General features: G+C 55.0%; 23 protein-coding genes. 13 read left to right on the top strand and 10 right to left on the bottom strand.

The genetic code is table 11. From position 1 onward, the window contains the following. Positions 1-94: 94 nt before the first annotated feature. Positions 95-700, top strand: coding sequence for a glutathione transferase GstA (gstA, locus tag DBR02_RS20080; RefSeq protein ID WP_063448912.1), 606 nt, complete (start codon positions 95-97; stop codon positions 698-700). Positions 701-760: 60 nt separating this feature from the next. Here the strand turns inward: gstA and pdxY are convergent, their stop codons facing one another. The 5 genes from pdxY to anmK form a co-directional block, all read right to left on the bottom strand. Further along, positions 761-1,621 (bottom strand): pyridoxal kinase PdxY, encoded by an 861-nt coding sequence (gene pdxY / locus DBR02_RS20075; RefSeq protein ID WP_107535224.1) that lies wholly within the window; start codon positions 1,619-1,621, stop codon positions 761-763. Positions 1,622-1,687: 66 nt separating this feature from the next. Continuing rightward, a complete protein-coding gene (gene tyrS / locus DBR02_RS20070; protein ID WP_107535223.1) occupies positions 1,688-2,962 on the bottom strand; it encodes a tyrosine--tRNA ligase in 1,275 nt (424 codons plus the stop codon). 125 nt (positions 2,963-3,087) lie between these two features. Then, positions 3,088-3,744, bottom strand: coding sequence for a pyridoxamine 5'-phosphate oxidase (gene pdxH / locus DBR02_RS20065; protein ID WP_107535222.1), 657 nt, complete (start codon positions 3,742-3,744; stop codon positions 3,088-3,090). A gap of 57 nt (positions 3,745-3,801) precedes the next feature. Continuing rightward, a complete protein-coding gene (gene mliC, locus DBR02_RS20060; protein WP_107535221.1) occupies positions 3,802-4,131 on the bottom strand; it encodes a C-type lysozyme inhibitor in 330 nt (109 codons plus the stop codon). 87 nt (positions 4,132-4,218) lie between these two features. After that, positions 4,219-5,343: an anhydro-N-acetylmuramic acid kinase gene (gene anmK, locus DBR02_RS20055; protein WP_107535220.1), complete on the bottom strand. Its 1,125-nt coding sequence runs from the start codon at positions 5,341-5,343 to the stop codon at positions 4,219-4,221. Between the two features lie 255 nt (positions 5,344-5,598). Between anmK and slyB the strand changes: the two genes are divergently transcribed. Together slyB and DBR02_RS20045 are read left to right on the top strand one after the other, a co-directional pair. Next, a complete protein-coding gene (gene slyB / locus DBR02_RS20050) occupies positions 5,599-6,066 on the top strand; it encodes an outer membrane lipoprotein SlyB (RefSeq protein ID WP_063448917.1) in 468 nt (155 codons plus the stop codon). A gap of 198 nt (positions 6,067-6,264) precedes the next feature. Continuing rightward, positions 6,265-7,626: a GGDEF domain-containing protein gene (locus DBR02_RS20045; RefSeq protein ID WP_107535219.1), complete on the top strand. Its 1,362-nt coding sequence runs from the start codon at positions 6,265-6,267 to the stop codon at positions 7,624-7,626. Between the two features lie 38 nt (positions 7,627-7,664). Here DBR02_RS20045 and slyA read toward each other — a convergent pair whose 3' ends face one another. Then, positions 7,665-8,105 (bottom strand): transcriptional regulator SlyA, encoded by a 441-nt coding sequence (gene slyA, locus DBR02_RS20040; protein ID WP_063448919.1) that lies wholly within the window; start codon positions 8,103-8,105, stop codon positions 7,665-7,667. 187 nt (positions 8,106-8,292) lie between these two features. On the opposite strand from slyA, the gene DBR02_RS20035 reads away from it, so the two are divergent. Genes DBR02_RS20035 through DBR02_RS20025 form a run of 3 tightly spaced genes read left to right on the top strand, consistent with a single transcriptional unit; the run spans position 8,293 to position 11,425 of the window. Further along, positions 8,293-8,529, top strand: coding sequence for a DUF1656 domain-containing protein (locus DBR02_RS20035; RefSeq protein ID WP_063866984.1), 237 nt, complete (start codon positions 8,293-8,295; stop codon positions 8,527-8,529). Positions 8,530-8,531: 2 nt separating this feature from the next. Further along, on the top strand, positions 8,532-9,392 hold the full coding sequence (locus tag DBR02_RS20030; RefSeq protein WP_107535218.1) for an efflux RND transporter periplasmic adaptor subunit: 861 nt from the start codon (positions 8,532-8,534) through the stop codon (positions 9,390-9,392). Next, a complete protein-coding gene (locus DBR02_RS20025; protein WP_107535217.1) occupies positions 9,392-11,425 on the top strand; it encodes an FUSC family protein in 2,034 nt (677 codons plus the stop codon). The genes DBR02_RS20030 and DBR02_RS20025 overlap by 1 nt, the downstream gene beginning before the upstream one ends. On the opposite strand, the gene sodC is transcribed toward DBR02_RS20025, so the two are convergent. The 3 genes from sodC to DBR02_RS20010 form a co-directional block, all read right to left on the bottom strand. Then, a complete protein-coding gene (gene sodC / locus DBR02_RS20020) occupies positions 11,404-11,922 on the bottom strand; it encodes a superoxide dismutase [Cu-Zn] SodC (RefSeq protein WP_107535216.1) in 519 nt (172 codons plus the stop codon). The genes DBR02_RS20025 and sodC overlap by 22 nt on opposite strands. A gap of 80 nt (positions 11,923-12,002) precedes the next feature. After that, a complete protein-coding gene (locus tag DBR02_RS20015; RefSeq protein ID WP_107535215.1) occupies positions 12,003-12,899 on the bottom strand; it encodes an aldo/keto reductase in 897 nt (298 codons plus the stop codon). Between the two features lie 48 nt (positions 12,900-12,947). Continuing rightward, positions 12,948-13,187 carry a DUF1289 domain-containing protein gene (locus tag DBR02_RS20010; RefSeq protein ID WP_063866994.1) on the bottom strand — a complete coding sequence of 80 codons (240 nt, stop codon included), beginning with the start codon at positions 13,185-13,187 and terminating at the stop codon, positions 12,948-12,950. A gap of 146 nt (positions 13,188-13,333) precedes the next feature. Here DBR02_RS20010 and eptA point away from each other — a divergent pair, with 146 nt between their 5' ends. The 5 genes from eptA to rnt all read left to right on the top strand — a co-directional run bounded on the left by eptA (position 13,334) and on the right by rnt (position 18,014). Further along, complete coding sequence (gene eptA, locus DBR02_RS20005; RefSeq protein WP_107535214.1) at positions 13,334-14,974, top strand: phosphoethanolamine transferase EptA; 1,641 nt, start codon at positions 13,334-13,336, stop codon at positions 14,972-14,974. Between the two features lie 26 nt (positions 14,975-15,000). Continuing rightward, on the top strand, positions 15,001-15,600 hold the full coding sequence (locus tag DBR02_RS20000) for a TetR/AcrR family transcriptional regulator (protein ID WP_063866998.1): 600 nt from the start codon (positions 15,001-15,003) through the stop codon (positions 15,598-15,600). Positions 15,601-15,653: 53 nt separating this feature from the next. Then, the gene (locus DBR02_RS19995) at positions 15,654-16,751 is read left to right on the top strand and encodes an alkene reductase (RefSeq protein ID WP_107535213.1); all 1,098 of its coding nucleotides are present in this window, start codon (positions 15,654-15,656) and stop codon (positions 16,749-16,751) included. A gap of 99 nt (positions 16,752-16,850) precedes the next feature. After that, entirely contained in the window at positions 16,851-17,258 is a 408-nt protein-coding gene (gene gloA, locus DBR02_RS19990) for a lactoylglutathione lyase (protein ID WP_063448928.1), read from the top strand. 96 nt (positions 17,259-17,354) lie between these two features. Next, positions 17,355-18,014, top strand: a complete 660-nt coding sequence (gene rnt / locus DBR02_RS19985) for a ribonuclease T (RefSeq protein ID WP_063448929.1) — start codon at positions 17,355-17,357, stop codon at positions 18,012-18,014. A 77-nt stretch (positions 18,015-18,091) separates the two neighbouring features. Here rnt and grxD read toward each other — a convergent pair whose 3' ends face one another. Then, on the bottom strand, positions 18,092-18,439 hold the full coding sequence (gene grxD / locus DBR02_RS19980; protein ID WP_003832760.1) for a monothiol glutaredoxin 4: 348 nt from the start codon (positions 18,437-18,439) through the stop codon (positions 18,092-18,094). Positions 18,440-18,778: 339 nt separating this feature from the next. Here grxD and DBR02_RS19975 point away from each other — a divergent pair, with 339 nt between their 5' ends. Continuing rightward, a complete protein-coding gene (locus DBR02_RS19975) occupies positions 18,779-19,537 on the top strand; it encodes a C40 family peptidase (RefSeq protein ID WP_107535212.1) in 759 nt (252 codons plus the stop codon). Positions 19,538-19,659: 122 nt separating this feature from the next. Further along, positions 19,660-20,241: a superoxide dismutase [Fe] gene (gene sodB / locus DBR02_RS19970; protein WP_107535211.1), complete on the top strand. Its 582-nt coding sequence runs from the start codon at positions 19,660-19,662 to the stop codon at positions 20,239-20,241. Positions 20,242-20,246: the final 5 nt, after the last annotated feature.

Raw genomic sequence — 20,246 nt, 5'->3', positions numbered from 1 at the left:
AACGAGTGAACAGAAGCCGCTAATTGATTAGCGGCTTTTTTTTTATCCGAACGCGCACTAACATAGCGGGAACCTCAGCAAAAAGGAGTTACCGATGAAACTGTTCTATAAACCGGGCGCCTGCTCTCTTGCTTCGCATATCACCCTTCGCGAGAGCGGTAAGGATTTCACGCTGGACGGCGTTGACCTGATGAAAAAGCGCCTGGAAAACGGGGATGACTTTTTTGCGATTAACCCAAAAGGGCAGGTTCCGGCCCTGCTGCTGGATGATGGCACCCTGCTGACCGAAGGCGTGGCAATTATGCAATTCCTGGCGGACAACGTACCGGATCGTCAGCTCCTTGCCCCCACCGGCAGCATTGCGCGCTATAAGACGCTGGAATGGCTTAACTATATTGCCACCGAACTGCACAAAGGCTTTACGCCTCTGTTCCGCCCGGACACGCCGGAAGAGTACAAACCCACCGTACGCATGCTGCTGGAGAAAAAATTACAGTACATTAACGACGCGCTGAAAGACGACCAGTGGATCGGGGGCTCGCGTTTCACCATCGCCGATGCCTATCTGTTTACCGTTCTGCGCTGGGCGCGCGCGGTTAAGCTGAACATGGACGGGTTAGATCATATTGCGTCATATATGGCGCGCGTGGCGGAACGCCCTGCGGTTGCTGCGGCGCTGAAAGCGGAAGGACTGAATTAACCGAGTGGCCTGTGTTGCCGGGTGGCGCTGACGCTTACCCGGCCTACGAACTCTGGACGGTTATAACCGTGTGGCGCTGAAATAGTGCTCCGGCTTCGCGATACGATCCTGCGCCGCAACCACCTGTAGCTCATATTCCTGCATCGTCTTCGTCGCAATCATGATTTCATAAACGGCTGCCGTCACGTGCTCCAGCGCATCGCGCAGGCTCGCGCCCTGCAAGAGCTTCACCAGCAGTAAACCGCTGGTCACATCACCGACCCCGACGGGCTGACGGGTACCGAAATCCACCAGCGGTCGACTGATATGCGAGGCTTCGTCCTTCGTCACCAGCAGCATCTCAAAACGGTCCTTGCTCAATCCTGCGCGTGCCAGGTGTTTAACCAGCACAATTTCTGGCCCCTGCGCGATCAGCTCGCGAGAAGCGCTTACAGCCTCTTCTACGCTGTTAACCGGATGCCCGCTCAGGATCTCCAGTTCAATCAGGTTGGGCGCAATAATATCGCTGGCGGGCAACGCATGACGGACATGAAACTCCGCAACGCCCGGCGCTACGATGCAGCCCTTTTCAGGATGGCCCATCACCGGATCGCAGAAATATTTCGCCGCAGGGTTAGCCGCTTTCACCTGGCGCACGATGCCGAGGATATGCTCCCCCTGCTCCGCCGAGCCCAGATAGCCGCTCAGTACAGCATCGCAGCGTTTAAGCTGGTCGATATCCGCAATGCCATGAACGATTTCCGTCAGATGCGACGGCGGCATCACGCAGCCGGTCCATTTACCGTACTGGGTGTGATTCGAGAACTGGACGGTATTGAGGGGCCAGACGTTGGCCCCGAGGCGGCGCATCGGGAATTCCGCAGCGCTGTTGCCAGCATGTCCAAAAACAACGTGGGACTGAATGGCGAGGATGTTCTTCATCTTGTACTTACCAAACCCTGTCAAAACAAAAGGGGCGTGGTTTCCCACGCCCCTGCATACTTTTAATTACTTCCAGCAGACCAGGCAGTAGTTTTTCTTACCGCGACGCAGCAGCGTGTAGCGACCATACAGACGGTCGTTGTCGGTAAACGTGTATTCCGGATCGGCCTGTTTCTCACCGTTGATGGTGATCGCGTTAGAGGCGATGGTTTTACGCGCCTGACCGCGAGATGGCTGGAGCTCGGAGTCGACCAGCGCCTGCATCAGATCGGCGCCTTTTTCCATCTCCACCATCGGTACGCCATCCTGCGCCAGCTGTTCGAAGTCCGCTTCGCTTAAATCGCTCAGGGTGCCGTTGAACAGGCTCACCGTGATGCGTTTCGCCGCCGCCAGACCTTCTTCGCCGTGAACCAGTTTGGTCACTTCGTCCGCCAGCACGTACTGGGCGCGCGGTGCTTTACCGCTGTTCTTGTCTTCTTCTTCCAGCGCATTGATCTCTTCGATATCCATAAAGGTGAAGAACTTCAGGAAGCGATAGACATCGGCATCCGCCGTGTTGATCCAGAACTGGTAGAATTTGTACGGGCTGGTTTTCTTCGGATCGAGCCATACCGCACCGCCTTCGGTCTTACCGAACTTGGTACCGTCTGCTTTAGTGATTAGCGGCACGGTCAGACCAAACACCTGATTCTGATGAAGGCGACGGGTCAGATCGATACCGGAGGTGATGTTACCCCACTGGTCGGAACCGCCAATTTGCAGAGAGACGCCGTGCAGCTTGTTCAGGCAGGCGAAGTCATAGCCCTGCAACAGGTTGTAGGAGAACTCGGTGAAAGAGATGCCCTGATCGTCACGGTTAAGACGCTGTTTGACCGCTTCTTTGTTAATCATCTGGTTAACAGAGAAGTGTTTACCGATGTCGCGCAGGAACGTCAGCACGTTCATGCCACCAAACCAGTCGTAGTTGTTCGCCGCAATCGCAGCGTTGTCACCACAGTCGAAATCGAGGAACGGTGCAACCTGTTTACGGATCTTGTCCACCCACTCCTGAACGGTGTCTTCGGTATTCAGCTTACGCTCAGCGGCTTTGAAACTGGGGTCGCCAATCAGACCGGTCGCGCCGCCAACCAGCGCGACAGGCTTGTGGCCGGCCATCTGGAAGCGTTTCAGGCATAACAACGGAACAAGATGCCCCAAATGCAAGCTGTCAGCGGTAGGATCGAAGCCGCAATAGAGCGCGATCGGGCCTTGCGCCAGTCGCTCTGCTAACGCTTCTTCGTCCGTCACCTGAGCCACGAGGCCCCGCTCTTGCAATTGTTTAATCAAGTTACTGCTTGCCATCAAATTCTCCATGTATAAACGACTGCACCTTTGCCGGTACACGACTTTTCGCCTGGTGCGAAAGGTACATAGAATAAAGCGCCAGCGCGGTGTGCGCTAGCGCTTAACACAACAAATTTCAGGGTTTACGGCGCCAGTCGGTCTATTTTCCAGCCACCGTTGTCGCGCTGGTATAAAAAGCGGTCGTGGAGACGGTGTTCACCGCCCTGCCAGAACTCCATTTGCTCAACAGGAATGCGGAACCCGCCCCAGAAACTCGGCAGCGGCACTTCACCCTGCTGAAACTTCTGTTTGAGTTCGAGGAATTTACTCTCCAGTACGCCGCGGGCCGAGATTCGGCTGGACTGTTTAGAGACCCAGGCGCCGATCTGACTGTCACGCGGGCGGCTGTGGAAATATTTCACCACGTCGAGCGTAGAGAGGCGCTCCGCCTTGCCGGTGACCATTACCTGGCGCTCCAGCATATGCCACGGGAAAAGCAGGCTAATACGCGGATTATTTTCCAGATGGTGAGCTTTACGACTGCCAAGGTTGGTGTAGAACACCAGCCCTTTCTCGTCATAATGCTTGAGCAGTACGATGCGTTGATACGGCTGACCATTTTCATCAACCGTCGCAACCACCATCGCCGTCGGGTCGGCCAGTTTCGCTTCGCAGGCCTGCTTCAGCCAGCGTTCAAAAAGCACCAGCGGTTCAGCGGGAAGATCCTGGCGGCGCAGCCCGCCTTTGGTGTATTCACGGCGCAGATGCGCAATTTGCTGTAGTTCGTCGTTATCTGACATGGCGTTAGCTGAAAGTGAGATTAGGTGGCGCTATTGTGCGCGCCCCCTTTAAAAATCTCAACGCTTCGGATTTTCAAGCTGACAATTGTTCAGCACAATGCGGTCTCGCTTGTAGACGGTGGCGCTGTCACCCTTCGACCAAAAGACATAGATCCCGTCAGAGTAGCGCGCACCGGAGGCCGACATTCCCTGCTTCAGCGTCAACAGTTTATTGTCATAAATAAAGCTGGCTTCCTGGCGCGTGTTGTTGAGCTTCACCGTCAGCGGTTTTTCATCACAACGGTATTCCAGCGTATCGGTCTGCATACGCTCGACGAACTGGTTATAGACGCTGCATCCGGTCATAAGAAAAGGCACAGCAATGAGAAGAAGTTTTTTCATGGGCAAATTCCGAAGACTATCCTGGTCCTGGAGGGCGTAGCCGCCCTCCTGTTTTTCCCTATTTTACGGGTTACGTCTGGCGCTGAATTTCAGTTAACTCTGATTATGGCGCGGGTTTGCGGGGAAAATGGCCCCGAGGACGCTCGCCTCCCGCGCACCGGTGACGGACGGTAAATTCCCCGGCAGACCGGCAACCGTGCGCCAGGCAAGCCAGGCGAAGGCCAGGGCTTCCATATCGTCTCCGCTGATCCCGGCTTCATCAGTGGTGGTGACTTCAGTGCCCGGCAGCAGGGCGGCGAGGCGCGCCATCAGGAGCGGGTTACGGCTGCCGCCCCCGCATACCAGCAGACGCTCGCACCCGCCGCTGAGCAACACCTGTTCAGAAATCGACACGGCGGTAAGCTCGGTCAGCGTGGCCTGCACATCCTGAGGCGCCAGGCCGGGGAAGCGCGCCAGCTGACGTTCAAGCCAGCCGTAGTTGAAATACTCTCGCCCCGTGCTTTTCGGCGCTGGCAGGGCAAAGAAAGGATCGCTTAACAGGGTTTGCAGCAAGGGAAGGATCACTTTACCCTGGCTGGCCCACTGCGCGTCTTTGTCGTAGGGTTTACCGCTCTGACGCCAGATCCAGGCATCCATCAGCATATTGCCGGGTCCGGTATCGTATCCACGTACGGGCTGTCCGGGAATGAGCATCGACAGGTTGGCGATCCCGCCAATGTTCAGGACCATTCTGTGCTCCACCGGGTGCGCCAGCAGCGCCTGGTGAAAGGCCGGCACCAGCGGCGCGCCCTGCCCGCCAAGGGCCATGTCCCGACGACGGAAATCGCCCACGACCGTCACGCCGGTTTTTGCCACAATCTGGTTGTTATCGCCAATTTGCATCGTGTGCCGCGCCTCGCCGACTGGTTCATGCCAGACGGTCTGCCCATGGCAGCCTATCGCCACGATATCCTGCGGGTGAAGTCTTTCTTGCTGCATCAGGGCCAGGACCGCATCAGCAAACAGTGCCCCCAGACGCACATCCAGCTGGCCCAGCTGGGAAAGCGTCAGCTGTTGCCCCTGGCAGATATTCAGAATCTCTTCTTTTAACGAGACCGGAATAGGCCAGCTCAGGCTTGCCTGCTGCGCCACCATGTTTTCATCAATGGCAGCCAGAACGACATCCACACCGTCGAGACTGGTACCAGACATCACACCGATATAGCGACCCGATTTCATGCGCTTTCCTTACGTTACGTGGGCTAAGTGCAACCACTCCACCATAAATAACGCTGCTTTGCTATGCGGCGATAATAATTTTTAACAATCTCAGGCCTGTAACGCAGGCGGCTTTTGTTTATGTTCCGTTAAGCCACGTTCCAGTAAAATTTATTTATTCGGCATGCAAAGATAGGAAGTGTGGTCAGGAATGCCATATAATTTAGCCATAACGGATGCCCCGTCCGGGCGTTTTTTGGTGAACAGGAGAGTCAAATGATTTTACGTGTAATGGGCGTTTCGCTGATTGGTTTAACACTGGCGGGTTGTGTGAACGACAATTCACTCTCCGGCGACGTATATAGTGCTTCTGAAGCTAAACAGGTACAGAACGTGACATACGGTACTATCGTTAATGCCCGTCCTGTTCAGATTCAGGGTGGCGATGACACGAACGTTGTGGGCGCTATTGGTGGTGCTGTACTGGGTGGTTTCCTGGGTAACACCATTGGCGGCGGCACCGGTCGTTCTCTGGCTACCGCGGCGGGCGCAGTGGCCGGCGGCGTAGCGGGTCAGGGCGTTCAGGGTGCGATGAACAAAACCCAGGGCGTTGAGCTGGAAATCCGTAAAGACGATGGCAGCACCATTATGGTTGTGCAGAAACAGGGTAACACCCGCTTCTCTGCTGGCCAGCGCGTTGTTCTGGCAAGCAACGGCAGCCAGGTCACCGTCTCCCCGCGTTAATATCCCGCTGGATGCGGTCTCTTCGGGCCGCATCCCTTTACAAAAAATATCATTTTAAAAAATATATTTATAAAAACACATTCACATGGTGAATAATTAATTTCATCTGAAATTGTTCCTGCGCAAAGTATCTTTTATTTCTTTCCTTTAGACTCGTCTGATTCTCTTTTTTCCTCTTTTTACTTTTTTTAAAACTCTATGCTTGCGATCTGTCGATTTGTAAAGAACCGCTTTGTGGCCTTCGCACTTGGGTGCATTGTTATCATTGCCCTATTACAAGGTTTTTTTATAAAGCTTGTTGAATGGGTTCCTTCATTCTCTCCGCTATTTTTCCCTACGCTCACGATATTTCTCCTGGTATTCCATCTGTTTATCGCCTGTTTTATGGCAATGAAATACTGGTGCGATAAAAAACGGTTATATCTCGTTCCGATTGCGTTGGCCTTTGCCGGTTCTGCACTGCTGATGGTGGGTACACTGTCCAGCTTTCCGGCCTGGCTGGATCTCTATCAGTTCAACGAGGCGAACTATAATGACGCGATGATCTTTTATATGTTCCGCCACCTCTTAATGGCGGTACTGATGATGGCCTCAGTATTGCTGTATACGCTTCGCGCTTCCCCCCTTTCACGAAGCGCCCACATCGGCATTGTCGCCGGGTCGACGCTCTTTACGGGCTGCATGCTCGGGCTGGCGTGGTTCTATTCCAGCTATTCCACGATGCTAACCCTGGATCTTGTGGATAATGAAACCCGGAAGTTTATGGTTCTCTGGAGCCAGACCATCAATATCATTTTGGTCATTCTTTGGGTTATCACCTTAATCACCCTGATGGCCGTAACCCGGATAAGAAATTTGTTCTGGATCGGCGGCAATTTTTTATGCGTCTGTTATGTCGTCACGCTGTTAATGCTGTTGTTAGGCGGACACGCGGAAGATGTTTCATGGTATCGCGCACGGTTATTCGAAACCGTCGCGACGTTAATGATTATTTTCATTTTACTTTCCGACGTCTTTAATTTGTATCGTGATTCGCACGTCAAATATCAGCAGTCTTATCAAAATTCAATCCGCGACCCGCTTACCCGTCTTTATAATCGCAGCTATTTTTATGATTCGTTAAATTACGCCCTCAGCTCGGCAACGGAGGCACATCCGGTATCGGTGGTGGTAAGCGACCTTGACCGTTTCAAGCGCATCAACGACTGTTACGGGCATTTGCAGGGGGATAAGGTTTTACAGTTTGTCTCTAATCTGCTGACGGATTCCGTGCGCCCCCAGGATATCGCGGCCCGAATCGGCGGTGAAGAGTTTGTGCTGATGCTGACCAATACCCCTTCAGACGCCGCGCGGCAGGTGGCCGAGCGCATCCGCCTCAAGCTGAGCGGGTTTGATAAAGCCAGCAGCGGTGGTCATCTGCCGGAGCCCATTACCATCAGCATGGGCGTATTCACCGCAACGTCGCCAGAAACCAGTGCGGAAACCTGCGTGGAGAGCGCGGATAAAGCCATGTACGAGGCAAAAGAGACGGGGCGCAACCGGGTGGTGGTGTTCAGATAATAAGAAAGGCCCTGGATTCACAAGGCCTTTTCTTTCGGTCAGTCGCGGGATTGCAGATCGTGGATATTCTGCTCAAGACGGGCGATGAGTCCGATCAGCATCTCCAGCTCTGCGGGGGAAATACCGGACAGGATCTCCCCTCGCGTCTTACTGATGACGGTTTCCATCTCAGTAATAATCGGGGCCGCTTTTTCCGTCAATTTGATCCGCTTGGCGCGACGGTCGCTGGCGCAGGTTTGTCGGGAGATGAGTCCCTTCTCTTCCAGCTGGTCAAGGGTACGCACCAGCGACGGCTGCTCAATGCCAATCGCTTTTGCCAGTTGGATCTGTGACTGGTCGGGCGGGAGCTGATGAATATTATGCAGCGTTACCCAGTGCGTCTGCGTGAGTTCCAGAGGTTTCAGGCGATGGTCAATCAGAGCACGCCAGATGCGTACCAACCTTGCCAGATCAGAACCTAATGGCGATTCCAATTTCATCTCCTTATAATTAGCTTGCTAAGTGATTATAGTGATTTTAGAATAGTTTGCAGTATTTGTATTGCCAAAACAAATGCAATCACGGTATTCATCATTCCTGAAACGATGATTTACACTGAACTGTAATGCACCATCGCATTGAAACATGCCCTTGTGGCCCGTACCCCACTGCAAAGGATCGCTGCTTGTGACGTTCTTTTCCCCCTCCGCAGGGTTGCCCCTTCAGGATCTGATTGTTGGCGCATCGGTCTACTTTCCGCCACTGTTTAAAGCCGTGATGGTTGGTTTTGTGATCTGGCTCATTGCGCATCGCCTGCTGCGCGACTGGATGTATTCCGGTGAAATCTGGCACCCGATGTTAATGGATCTCTCCCTGTTTACCCTCTCCGTCTGTCTTGGCCTTGCCGTGTTAACCGTGTGGTGAGAATGTCATTGAAAACGTTAAAATACTTTTCCACTCTTTTCGTTTTAGCCCTGGCGCTGCTGGCCGGCTGGTGGCTCTGGAATTATTACATGCAGTCGCCCTGGACGCGCGATGGTAAGGTTCGTGCAGAACAGGTCAGCATCACGCCCCAGGTATCCGGCAGTATCAGCGCGCTACTGGTGAAGGATAATCAGTTCGTTCACGCAGGCGATGTGTTATTCCGCATCGATGAGACCCCTTTCCACATTGCGGTTCTTAATGCCCAGGCGCAGCTCGCTAAGGCTCAGTCCGATCTGGCAAAAGCCAATAACGAAGCCGACCGTCGCCGACACCTGTCGAGAAACTACATTTCTGCGGAAGATCTCGACACCGCCAATATCAATGTTAAAACCATGCAGGCCAGCCTGAAGGTTGCAGAGGCAACGCTGAAACAGGCCGAGTGGCAGCTGACCCAGACGGTGGTTAAAGCCCCGGTGGATGGATGGGTAACGAGCCTGTCAACCCGCGTAGGTGATTATGCCACCACAGGGCAGCCGGTCTTTGCCCTCGTCGATAGCCAATCTTTCTATGTTGTGGGTTATTTTGAAGAGACCAAGCTGCGTCATATCCGCGAGGGCGCACCTGCCCGAATCACGCTCTACAGCGGTGCAGAGACGTTACAGGGTCACGTTGGCAGCATAGGCCGGGCGATTTACGATCAGAGCGTCGAAACCGACTCTGGCCTGGTGCCCGATATCAAACCCAACGTGCCGTGGGTGCGTCTGGCTCAGCGAGTCCCTGTTCGCGTCGAGTTTGATCAACTGCCGAAAGACATTACCCTGGTCTCAGGTACAACCTGCACCGTCTCCATCGGGTCGCGGTGATGAACCTGGGGGCTTTCTCCTGGCGCAATACGCCCTGGATAAAAGCGACGCGCCCGCAGTGGCGTTACGCGCTGCGCAACGGCATCGCCATGTGCCTTGCGCTTACGGTTGCCTATTACCTGAATCTGGATGAGCCCTACTGGGCGATGACCTCTGCGGCGGTCGTCAGCTTCCCGACCGTCGGTGGCGTTATCAGTAAAAGCCTCGGGCGCGTGGCGGGTAGCCTGCTGGGAGCGACCGCCGCGTTGCTCCTTGCCGGCCATACCCTGAACGATCCCTGGCTCTTTCTGTTAAGCATGTCGGCATGGCTGGGGCTGTGCACCTGGGCCTGCGCCCATTTTACCAATAACGTTGCCTACGCCTTTCAGCTGGCAGGTTACACCGCGGCCATTATCGCCTTTCCGGTCGTTAACGTGCTGGATACCACCGAGCTGTGGGATATCGCCCAGGCACGCGTGTGTGAAGTGATGGTCGGCATTCTGTGCGGGGGCGTCATGATGATGATCCTGCCCAGCACCTCAGATGGCACCGCGCTCATCACCGCCCTTAAAACGATGCACGCGCGTTTGCTGGAACATGCCAGCCTGCTCTGGCAGCCTGATACTAACGATGATATCCGTATCGCGCATGAAAAAGTTATCGGCCAGATCCTGACCATGAACCTGCTGCGCATCCAGGCTTTCTGGAGCCACTACCGTTTTCGCCGTCAGAACACGCTGCTTAACTATTTGCTGCATCAGCAATTGCGGATGACGAGTGCGATCTCAAGCCTGCGCCGGATGTTGCTGAACTGGCCTGCACCGCCCGCGCATACCCGGGAGGTTATCGAGTCGCTGCTGGCCACCCTTGCGCGTCCGGATGCCGATATCTATACCGTGGCCCGCATTATCGCCCCGCTCGCCCCAACGGATGAATATGACTATCGGCACCGCGCCTTCTGGCAGCGTCTGAACTATTTTTGCCGCCTGTATTTGCGCAGCAGCCGCTGGTTAAAAGCCGTCGAAAATGCTACCCCCGTCACCGAATTTTCCGTTCCCGGTAGCCCTGCTCTGGCACGCCATACGGACGCGATGGAAGCGCTGTGGAGCGGATTTCGCACCTTTTGCGCGCTGATGCTGGTTGGCGCATGGGCCATTACCACCCAGTGGGAAGCGGGCAGCGCGGCGCTCACCCTCGCCGCCATCAGCTGCGTGCTCTATTCCGTGGCGGCCTCCCCGTTCAACTCCCTGACGCTCCTGATGCGCACCCTGGTGCTGCTCTCGCTGTTCAGCTTTGTAGTTAAGTTCGGTTTGATGGTGCAGATAAGCGACCTGTGGCAGTTCCTGCTGTTCCTGTTTCCGCTGTTAACCACCATGCAGCTGCTTAAGCTGCAAATGCCTAAACTGGCCGGCCTGTGGGGACAGCTGATTGTCTTTATGGGCTCCTTTATTTCGGTGACAAATCCGCCGGTGTACGATTACGCCGAGTTTCTCAATGACAACCTGGCGAAGATCCTCGGCGTGGGGCTGGCGTGGCTGGCCTTCGCCGTGTTGCGCCCGGGCTCTGACGCGCGTAAAAGCCGCAGGCATATCCGGGAGTTACGCAGAGGTTTCGTGGATCAGCTGAGCCGCAGGCCGCACCTGCGCGAAAGCGAGTATGAATCGCTGGTTTACCATCACGTCAGCCAGCTGAACAACAGCAAGGATTCCCTCTCCCGACGCTGGCTACTGCGCTGGGGCGTGGTGCTGCTGAATTGTTCGCACGTGGTATGGCAGTTACGCGCCTGGGAGACGCGTTCCGACCCGCTGGCGCAGGTTCGTGATAATTGTATTTCCATGCTCCGCGATGTGATGAGCGAGCGCGGGGTTCAGCAACGCCCCCTTAGCGTCACGCTGGTCGAACTTCAGCGTATTTGCGACGTGCTGGCGCGCCATCACCTGCCAGCGGCCCGCGACCTGGCGTCCATTATCTGGCGGCTGCACTGCTCCCTGTCACAGCTTGAACAGGCGCCGCCACCCGGAACGATTGGCGATCAGATCACGCCGCAGGCATAGCGCGCCCCGCCGCCGCCCAGCGGTTTAGGCTGATCGGACATGTTATCGCCGCCCACGTGGATCATCAGCGCTTTGCCTTTGACCTCATCAATCTTTTTCAGCCGTGGCGCAACAACGGGATCGGTAGCTTTACCGTCGTTATTAACCACCAGCACCGGCAGATCGCCGAGGTGCCCCATGCCTTCAGGACCTTCATGCTTGCCGGAGTTATGCGGATCCAGATGTCCCCCTGCGGCTTCCGCCGCAGTTGGTTTGCCCTCTTTCATTGCGGGTTGACAGCTGCCTTTGGCATGGACGTGATAACCGTGCTCACCGGGTGGAAGAGCCTTGAGATCGGGTGCAAATTCCAGCCCTTTATCGGTTTCGGTGATTTTCACCGTCCCGATGGACTGGCCTACTCCCTGAGAAGTGACGAGATTCATTTCAACTTCTTCGCTGGCTGCCTGCGCTCCTGCGCAAACAACCAGCGTGACCACTGCCAGAGCAAAACGCTTCATATGACCTCCACGGGTTATTTTTTGCACCTTAAGTCTATACCAGAGGCGCAGATTTCACCGGAAAGTCAGACTCCGCGTGCTCAGGGTACGTCGTAGCCCAGAGCCGCCTTGCGGATGCGGAACCACTGCTGACGCGACATATCCAGCTCTTCAGCCACCAGCGCCGCGCGTACGCGCTCAATTTTGCCGGAGCCGATAATGGGCAGCGGTTTAGACGGCAGGCGCAGGATCCAGGCGTAAACCACCTGCTCGATGCTTTCCGCATTCAGTTCGCGGGCCACGGTTTCAAGCTCGTTACGCAGCGGCTGGAAGGCCTCATCGTTAAACAGGCGACCGCCGCCGAGACAAGACCAGGCCATCGGACGAATGCGTAACTGTTGCAGCTGATCGAGCGTTCCGTCCAGCAGCAGCGGCTGGTGAACAGGCGAGATCTCCACCTGGTTCGTCGCCAGCGTAAACGGCAGACGAGACTGCAACAGCGTAAACTGTGCCGGTGTGAAGTTAGACACGCCGAAATGACGCACTTTACCGCTCTGGTGCAGCGTCAGGAACGCTTCCGCAACCTCATCCGCATCCATCAACGGATCGGGACGGTGGATCAGCAGCAGGTCGATACGATCGGTGGCGAGGTTGACCAGCGACTGCTCGGCGCTTTTAACGATATGCGCGCTGTCGGTGATGTAATGTCCGAGGGCATGCTCCGGTTTTGCCGTGGTGGCAATACCGCATTTGGTCACAATCTCCATACGTTCACGCAGCGCCGGCACCCGCTTCAGCGCTTCGCCAAAGGCAGCCTCGCACTGATAGCCGCCATAAATATCAGCGTGATCGACGGTAGTGATCCCGAGATCGAGATGCTCTTCAATAAAGTTCGCCAGCTGGACGGGAGACATATTCCAGTCCATCAGGCGCCAGTAGCCCATTACAAATCGGGAGAATTCCGGGCCCTGCGGGGCAAGGGTAATACGCTGAACCATAACATTTTCCTCAAGGAAGTCATGTCACCAGTATACGCAATTACCTTGCTAAAACAGTGAGGGTTGCTGAGGTTCTTCGGTTTCTACCGCTTTGTTTGCGCGAATTTTACGCAGCAGACGCTGTCGACAGAGCCGTAAGACCTCCTGCTTTTGCGCGTCGCTGAAGTTTTGCCAGTTAAAACGTTCATCGCGCGTGCGCATGCACCCGCGGCAGTACCCTTTTTCATCAACCTGACAAATACCCCGGCACGGGCTCTGGACAGGGAAAAATTCCAGTTGCTCTGCCACACCCACCTCCACAACGCCATCATTCCCTACAGTGAAGACCCTAATTGGCCTGCATGCAAGGGTGTTCCCCACAAACGGGCATTAAGGTTTCGCTAATCTTCGCTTCTTATACTCGTCGCATTGATATAACGAATGGTTGAATCATCATGTGGCTTGCTAAAAAGTTACGCTGTAACGATATAAAATTTACCCTGGCCTGTGCGCTTTTTTTCACCGTGTTAAATGCGCTGTTTATTCAGCGTAGCTGGTCGATTATCGCACCTGCCCGTCTGCACGACGTGCTTTTTGCCGCCAGCGTGCCGCTGGTGCTGTTCTGCGGCTGGGTCATTGTTTTTAGCCTGCTGAATATTCCCTACATTCGCAAGCCGCTCATGATTGTCCTGACCATAGGATGCGCCGCCGCGACGTATTTTATGTATACCTATGGCGCGGTTATCGATCAGAACATGATGGTGAACGTATTCGAGACTAACTCTCAGGAAGCGACAGCCCTGGTGACGCCGCAGATGCTCCTGTGGCTGGTCGTGACGGGTCTGGTTCCTTCCATCGTGTTAGCCCTGACGCGCATTCGAAGCGGAAAATGGTGGTATGCCCTGCTGACGCGTTTCGCCGCCATGCTCGGCGCGCTGCTGGTGATTATCCTGGTCGCGGCGGTATTCTATAAAGACTACGCTTCGCTGTTCCGCAATAATAAAAGCATCGTGAAAATGGTCACGCCGGCGAATTACGTCAGCGCCATAGTGAAGTACAGCGAAATGCGCTGGTTTGCCGGCGACCAGACGCTGGTCCGCATCGGCGAGGATGCCCATAAAGGCGCGCTGATTTCCGGCCAGCACAAGAAAACCGTGCTGGTTCTGGTGGTGGGCGAAGCCTCCCGCGCCGCAAACTACTCGTTAAATGGTTACCCGCGTGAAACCAACCCCGAGCTGAAAAAGCAGGATGTCATCAACTTCCCACAGGCAACCTCCTGCGGCACGGAAACCGCCGTTTCCGTCCCCTGCATGTTCTCCGGCATGACGCGGAAAAAATATGACGCTGACCTCGCCCACCATCAGGAAGGTCTGCTTGACGTGCTTAACCACGCCGGATTCAACCTGCTGTGGCGCGACAATGACGGCGGGTGCAAAGGCGCCTGTAACCGCGTGCCGCATACGGACATGACGCAGTGGAAACTGGATCGGTTCTGTAAGGACAAATCCTGTCTGGACGATGTCAACCTGTACCGTCTGGATAACGTGCTGGATGGTCTGAAGCAGGACACGGTTCTTGTTATTCACCTGATGGGGAGCCACGGCCCGGCCTATTACAACCGTTACCCGGACAGCTTCCGGAAATTCACGCCGACGTGCGATACCAATGAAATCCAGGATTGCGATCATCAGTCGCTGATCAATACCTATGACAATTCGATTCTGTATACCGACAGCGTCCTCAGCCGAACCATCGACGCGCTGAAAGCCCGGCAGGCCAGTATGAATACGGCGCTGATTTACCTCTCCGATCACGGTGAGTCCCTCGGCGAAAGCGGTATTTATCTGCACGGCACGCCGTATATGCTGGCCCCGGAACAGCAAACGCATATTCCGTTCATGTTCTGGCTCTCCCCGGATTACGTGAAAAACTTTGGCGTAAGCCCGGACTGCCTGCGCGCCCATGCTGCAAAAGATGCGGTTTCGCAGGATAATTTGTTCGCCACCGTGCTGGGCATGATGGACGTGAAATCAACGGTTTACCAACCACAGCTGGATATTATGTCGCAATGTCGACGCCAGGCTGACTTGCATTAGACCGAACGGTCTATTAGAGTGAAGGCATGAGCAGACACACAGAACACGATACGCGCGAACATTTACTGGCTACCGGCGAGCGCCTTTGCATGCATCGCGGGTTTACCGGTATGGGGCTGAGCGAGTTGTTAAAAACCGCTGAAGTGCCTAAGGGATCGTTTTATCACTATTTTCGATCCAAAGAGGCGTTTGGCGTGGCCATGCTGGAGCGGCACTACGCCAGCTATCATCAGCGCCTGGCAACCCACTTCGCCTGCGGTGAAGGGAATTACCGGGATCGTATTCTGAACTACTATCAGGAAACGCTGACGCAGTTCTGTCAGCAGGGCATCATCAGCGGTTGCCTGACGGTAAAACTGTCTGCCGAAGTGTGCGATCTTTCCGAAGACATGCGCACCGCCATGGATAAAGGGGCCAGCGGCGTTATCGCTCTGCTGGCTCAGGCGCTGGATAAAGGCCGCGATGAACAAACGCTCGGCTTTTCCGGCGATCCGCTCACGCAGGCACAGGTGCTCTATTCCCTCTGGCTAGGCGCCAACCTGCAAGCAAAAATTTCTCGCAGTGCCGTGCCGCTCGAAAGCGCGCTGGCGCATGTGAAACGTTGTATTACGGCGCCCGGCGCGTAGCCGGCGTTTTTATTTACCCTTTTACTAGTCGACTGGTCTACTCAGGAGCCGTTATGTCCGCTGAAAAGCTATTTACCCCACTGAAAGTCGGTGCCGTTACCGCCCCAAACCGCGTGTTTATGGCCCCACTCACCCGTCTGCGCAGCATCGAGCCGGGCGACATCCCAACGCCATTGATGGGTGAATATTACCGTCAGCGCGCCAGCTCTGGCCTGATCATCTCCGAAGCCACGCAGATTTCTGCCCAGGCCAAAGGCTACGCCGGTGCGCCGGGTCTGCACAGCCCGGAACAGATCGCCGCATGGAAAAAAATCACCGCAGGCGTGCACGCTGATGATGGCCGTATCGCGGTTCAGCTGTGGCACACCGGTCGTATCTCGCACAGCAGCATCCAGCCTGGCGGTCAGGCGCCGGTTTCTGCCTCTGCCCTGAACGCGAATACCCGTACTTCCCTGCGCGACGAAAACGGTAACGCGATCCGCGTCGACACTACCACGCCGCGCGCGCTGGAGCTGGACGAAATCCCGGGTATCGTGAACGATTTCCGCCAGGCCGTTGCCAACGCCCGTGAAGCAGGCTTTGACCTGGTCGAGCTGCACTCTGCGCACGGTTACCTGCTGCATCAGTTCCTGTCACCATCCTCCAACCAGCGTACAGACCAGTACGGCGGCAGCGTCGAAAACCGTGCGCGTCTGGTGCTTGAAGTGGTAGACGCCGTTTGTAACGAGTGGAGCGCTGACCGTATTGGTATTCGTGTCTCCCCGATCGGTACCTTCCAGAACGTCGACAACGGTCCGAACGAAGAAGCGGACGCGCTGTATCTGATTGAAGAGCTGGCGAAACGCGGTATCGCGTATCTGCACATGTCCGAGCCGGACTGGGCTGGCGGTAAGCCTTACACCGAAGCCTTCCGCCAGAAAGTGCGCGAGCGCTTCCACGGCGTGATTATCGGGGCGGGTGCCTATACGGCAGAAAAAGCCGAAGACCTGATCGGGAAAGGCCTGATCGACGCCGTGGCCTTTGGCCGCGATTACATTGCAAACCCGGATCTGGTGACCCGTTTGCAGAAGAAAGCCGAACTGAACCCGCAGCGCCCTGAAAGCTTCTACGGTGGCGGCGCGGAAGGTTATACCGACTACCCTTCACTCTAATCCCGCTTTGTACGTTGATAGCGGCGACATTTCGCCGCTATACTAAAACATCGTTTCTGTTCAAAAAGATAATCCATTTCATTGGTTAATGAGGAAATTATGCGCCTACTTCACACCATGCTGCGCGTTGGCGACCTGCAACGTTCTGTCGATTTCTACACTAACGTTCTGGGCATGAAGCTGCTGCGCACCAGCGAAAACCCGGAATACAAATACTCTCTGGCTTTTGTGGGTTACGGCCCGGAGTCAGATGAAGCGGTCATCGAGCTGACCTATAACTGGGGCGTGGACAGCTATGAGCTGGGCACGGCTTACGGCCATATCGCGCTGGAAGTGGATAACGCGGCGGAAGCCTGCGAACGTATCCGCAGCAACGGCGGTAACGTCACCCGTGAAGCCGGTCCGGTTAAAGGCGGCACCACCGTGATTGCGTTTGTTGAAGATCCGGACGGTTATAAAATCGAGCTGATCGAAGCCAAAGACGCTGGTCGCGGTCTGGGCAACTGATCCCACAGGGCGCACTATGCGCCCGTTGTTTTGCTGCATCCCCTCTCAAAATTTGCCATAATGCGCACTGCTTTTTCCCCCTTGTAAGAGACCCTGATGTCCGATAACGCTCAATTTACCGGTCTGTGCGACCGTTTTCGTGGTTTTTATCCCGTTGTCATTGATGTAGAAACAGCCGGATTTAACGCTAAAACCGATGCGCTGCTTGAGATTGCCGCCATCACGCTGAAGATGGATGAACAGGGCTGGCTTGTACCGGACACCACGCTGCATTTCCACGTTGAACCCTTTGAAGGGGCAAACTTACAGCCAGAGGCGCTGGCCTTTAACGGAATCGACCCGACAAACCCGCTGCGCGGGGCGGTAAGCGAATACGAGGCGCTGCACGCCATTTTCAAAATGGTGCGTAAAGGCATGAAAGAAAATGACTGTAGCCGCGCCATCATGGTGGCCCACAACGCGACGTTCGATCATAGCTTCACTATGGCTGCCGCCGAGCGCGCCTCGCTGAAACGCAATCCATTCCATCCGTTTGTGACCTTCGACACCGCTGCGCTGAGCGGCCTGGCGCTGGGGCAAACCGTGCTGTCCAAAGCCTGCATCACAGCGGGTATCGCGTTTGACGGCACCCAGGCCCATTCCGCGCTGTACGATACAGAGCGCACGGCGGAGCTGTTCTGCGAGATCGTCAACCGCTGGAAACGACTGGGCGGCTGGCCCCTGCCGATGGGCGACGAGGCCGATATTCAGTCATAAGTCGGGTAAGCGACAGCGCCACGCGAAAAAAAAAGCGACCAGCATAATGTGGTCGCTTTTTTATATCCGCAGAAAACTTACTCTGCGTCCGGCTCTTCGGTTTTATACTTCGCCGCAGTCTCTTTGATCAGCTGCTGCAATTCGCCACGCTGATACATTTCAATCAGTATGTCGCATCCGCCAACCAGTTCACCGTCAACCCACAGCTGTGGGAATGTCGGCCAGTTTGCGTATTTTGGCAGCTCGGCGCGAATGTCCGGGTTTTGCAGGATATCAACGTAAGCAAAACGCTCACCACAGGCAGACAGCGCCTGAACAGCTTGCGCGGAGAAGCCGCAGCTTGGCAGCTTCGGGGAACCTTTCATGTACAGGAGAATCGGGTTTTCAGCGATCTGGCGCTGAATTTTTTCAATAGTGGTGCTCATGTCTTGCTTCCTTTAACTTCTGTTACGGCATCAGTCTGACATTGTAGCGGTTCAGGCCGACATCGGAAAATAACATTTTTGTCACGTCTCATTATTTTATCGCTTATCGCATAAAGTTGCATTGCAAATGACGCTTAACGCCACGCACCGTGCGGTTTTGCTTAAGGAGCGAACACGCGTGCAACAGAATGGTGAATTTTTTTGCACTTGCTAACGAAACACAATTTTTGAATGAAAAATGCTATTAACTTATTCTGATTTTATGGATTAGAATCGACAGGTTTTGTAAATCTCACGCGGGTATGCTTTATTGGCCTGCACTTATCAGGGGACTGCCCAGTGGCGCGGATAACTAAAATCTCGATGACGCTCTGTGCTTTACTGTTTACCACACTCTCATTGACGCCAGCGGCGAACGCCTCCGAACAGGCGCGGCATTCTGCTGTACAAAAAACGCATCTGGCAAAAGCCACAGAACATAAGAAAAAAACCACCAGCAAAACCGTTAAAAAGAAAACCACCGCTCAGACCAAAAAGACCGCCTCCAGCAAAACCAAAACCCTCCGTTCCGGCACGCACAAAACCACCCGTAAAACCGCCAGCCTTGTGAGTGAAAAATGCACCGTGCGCAAAGGGCATAAAACAAAATGCGCTAAAGTGACGAAGCTGGCTGACGTGCATAAAGCGCGTATGCAGAAAGCGCAAAAAACGGCGATGAATAAGCTGATGGGGCAAATTGGTAAACCGTATCGCTGGGGGGGCACCTCTCCCCGCACCGGTTTTGACTGTAGCGGGCTGGTCTATTATGCCTATAAAGATCTGGTGAAGTTCCGCATTCCTCGCACCGCCAATGAAATGTACCACCTGCGCGACGCCGCGCCTGTAAACCGTGGCGAGCTGCAAAATGGCGACCTGGTGTTCTTCCGCACTCAGGGACGCGGCACGGCCGATCACGTTGGGGTGTACGTGGGTAACGGTAAGTTTATCCAGTCACCGCGCAGCGGACGGGACATTCAGATCACCTCCCTCAGCGAAGATTACTGGGTGCGCCACTATGTGGGTGCGCGCCGCGTGATGACGCCAAAAACCGTCCGCTAAACTCTGCCCTGTCGCTCCTGCGGCAGGGTAAGTTCCTCTTTTGCATACCCTTTCAATTTGCTATTCTGTCCTTGTTGTCTGTAGGGTTATTGGCAACGTATAAAACAATAAGGAGAGAAGCAATGTCGTTCGAATTACCTGCACTACCGTATGCAAAAGACGCCCTGGCCCCGCACATTTCCGCGGAAACCCTGGAGTACCATTACGGCAAACATCACCAGACCTATGTCACCAACCTGAACAACCTGATTAAAGGCACCGATTTTGAAGGCAAAACGCTGGAAGAGATCGTGCGCAATTCAGACGGCGGCGTTTTCAACAATGCTGCTCAGGTGTGGAACCACACCTTCTACTGGCACTGCCTGGCACCGAATGCAGGCGGGGAACCTACCGGTGACCTGGCCGCAGCGATTAACACCGCGTTCGGCAGCTTCGCGGATTTCAAAGCGAAGTTTACTGACGCCGCCGTTAAAAACTTTGGCTCCGGCTGGACCTGGCTGGTGAAAGAGGCCGATGGCAAACTGGCTATCGTTTCCACCTCTAATGCGGGTACGCCGCTGACCACCAGCGCAACGCCGCTGATGACCGTGGACGTATGGGAACACGCCTATTACATTGATTATCGTAATGCGCGCCCGAACTACCTGGAGCACTTCTGGGCACTGGTTAACTGGGAATTTGTTGCGAAGAACTTCGCCGCGTAAGGGAC

The organism is Enterobacter cloacae complex sp. (genome assembly GCF_900322725.1).
GTDB classification, from domain to species: domain Bacteria; phylum Pseudomonadota; class Gammaproteobacteria; order Enterobacterales; family Enterobacteriaceae; genus Enterobacter; species Enterobacter quasihormaechei.
This window is presented reverse-complemented; position numbering and strand designations above follow the sequence as displayed.